Origin of the sequence: Tychonema sp. LEGE 07196 (assembly GCF_963890365.1) — a bacterium.
Lineage (GTDB): Bacteria > Cyanobacteriota > Cyanobacteriia > Cyanobacteriales > Microcoleaceae > Microcoleus.
Genome location: NZ_CAWPRX010000056.1, coordinates 1 through 2,169 on the forward strand (window position 1 = coordinate 1; position 2,169 = coordinate 2,169).

The 2,169-nt window shown below is 45.8% G+C and carries 2 protein-coding genes; one reads left to right on the forward strand and one right to left on the reverse strand.

Annotated elements, in window-relative coordinates; genetic code table 11:
- Nucleotides 1-184 precede the first annotated feature (184 nt).
- A complete protein-coding gene (locus tag AACV78_RS07515; protein WP_194013129.1) occupies nt 185-457 on the reverse strand; it encodes a GlsB/YeaQ/YmgE family stress response membrane protein in 273 nt (90 codons plus the stop codon).
- Nucleotides 458-869: 412 nt separating this feature from the next.
- On the opposite strand from AACV78_RS07515, the gene AACV78_RS07520 reads away from it, so the two are divergent.
- Nucleotides 870-2,057: a glycosyltransferase family 2 protein gene (locus AACV78_RS07520; RefSeq protein WP_194013130.1), complete on the forward strand. Its 1,188-nt coding sequence runs from the start codon at nt 870-872 to the stop codon at nt 2,055-2,057.
- Nucleotides 2,058-2,169 lie beyond the last annotated feature (112 nt).

Sequence of the window (2,169 nt, forward strand, 5' to 3'; positions counted from 1 at the left end):
GGGTAGATATGTAGCGCTATTTTATCAATTTGGTATAACTTGATTTTTCAGTTGGCTTGGCGCTGACTTCCTCTGTACAGCAGCGCTTTCAACGGCAGATTCCGATCTGAAAAACCCGGTTTTTCAAAAAACCGGGTTTATGAATACCCTAAAAATCGGCAGGATTGGGAATAGAAAATATTTTTTATGCAGCACGCTGAGTTAACAATCCCCAGACAAAAAGTACCACGATAGCACCGATGACTGCAAAAGCTATGCTGGGTAGAGTCAATGCTCCGAATGAAGCTCCCGCGCTTGTCCCGAAAAAGACTTGACCTAGATAACCTCCCACTAGGGCACCCACAATTCCTAAACCTGTTGTTGCGAGAAAACCGCCGCCTTGAGTTCCCGGATAAATGGCTTTAGCGATCGCACCGGCAATCAATCCTAAAACGACCCAAGCAATAATTCCAAACATTTCTTTTTCTCCTGAATACTTAACTTTCTTTCGTTCTTTGTCTTATGTACCAAGAATAACAACTGACGACTCACCATTACCTCTACCGTAAGGAGGAACCGAAAGTGGTAGAATTTGTCGTGAATCGCCGGAATTTAAAGATTGGTAATGTGTCAAAAGAGTTAACCGAGTTATTTTCGCTAACAAAGATACTTAGACTTCAAGCCAAAGGGAAATAGTCTAATTTGATATTGGGGCATTGAAGATTTGAGCTGGGAAATGGAAATGACGGATGACTGATGGCGCGGGCAGTACGGGCTTGCAGTAGTATTATTTTTTAAGTTGGTATAGGAGCACATTTTCTGGGACTTTTTGTGTTTTACTGGTAAAAAAAATTACAATGATTCTGTGAAATTAGGAAAGTTGGCGCGCAATGGATCTGACACTGTGTACGATCGTGAAAAATGAAGAGACAACGCTGTCGCGGACTTTGGACAGCGTTAAGGGTATTGTTGACGAAATAGTCGTAGTTGATACTGGTTCGGGCGATCGCACCCGTGAAATTGCCCGCGAATCTGGGGCGAGGGTTTATGACTTTGAATGGTGCGACGACTTCGCAGCAGCCCGCAATGAGTCTCTCAAGCACGCCCGAGGCGACTGGATTTTGGTTTTGGATGCCGATGAGGTTTTGGTACCGGAGATTGTACCTCTTCTCAAGCAGGCCATTAAGAGCGATCGACTGCTGCTAATCAATCTCATCCGCCAAGAAATCGGTGCATCTCAATCTCCCTATTCCCTAGTGTCGCGCTTGTTTCGCAATCGCCCCGACATCCGCTTCTCTCGCCCCTACCACGCCATGATAGACGACAGCGCGGCTGAGATTTTGCAGAGGGAACCCACCTGGAAAATAGCTTCTCTCCCCAATGTGGCGATTTACCACTCTGGTTATCACAAAAATGCGATCGCCGCCAAAAATAAATTCCAAAAAGCTCAAGCAGCAATGGAACGCTATATAGCTTACTATCCAAACGACGCCTATGCTTGTAGCAAATTAGGCGCGCTTTATGTAGAAAGCGGGCAAATTGGGCGGGGAATTAATTTATTAATCAGAGGACTGACGAATGTCGCAATTGATGATTCTATTATTTATGAACTCAACTATCATTTAGGAATTGCCTACTGCCTGCAGCAGCAGTTTGTTAAAGCCAAAGAACACTATCAAGCGGCAATTAATACGAATGTGTTCCCGGCGCTGAAGTTGGGCGCTTACAACAATTTGGGCAATTTGCTCAAAGATGAAGGAGATTTGCCAGCCGCAGAAAAAGCTTACAAAGCAGCCTTAAAAATAGACCCCAATTTTGCAACAGGTCACTACAATTTGGGACTGACGCTGAAAGCAGGCGGAAATTTAGCAGATGCGATCGCCTATTACCGACAAGCCATTAAAATCGCTCCCGAATACGCCGAAGCTCATCAAAACTTGGCAGTAGCGCTGCTAAAAATTGGCAAAATGCCAGAGAGTTTAGCAGAATTCAAAAGAGCGATCGCCCTTCACGAACAGTCCCGCCCCTTTGAAGCAGAACGCCTCCGCCGGGGCCTGCAAGAAATGGGCTTGATTTAAGCTGGCATATCCACTTTATTAACCAATGATGTTCCCCATCGGGGACAGGACTAATGACTAGCCTTCGATTTCGCGATCGGGCCAGATGCCCCACGCCCCATGCCCCATGCCC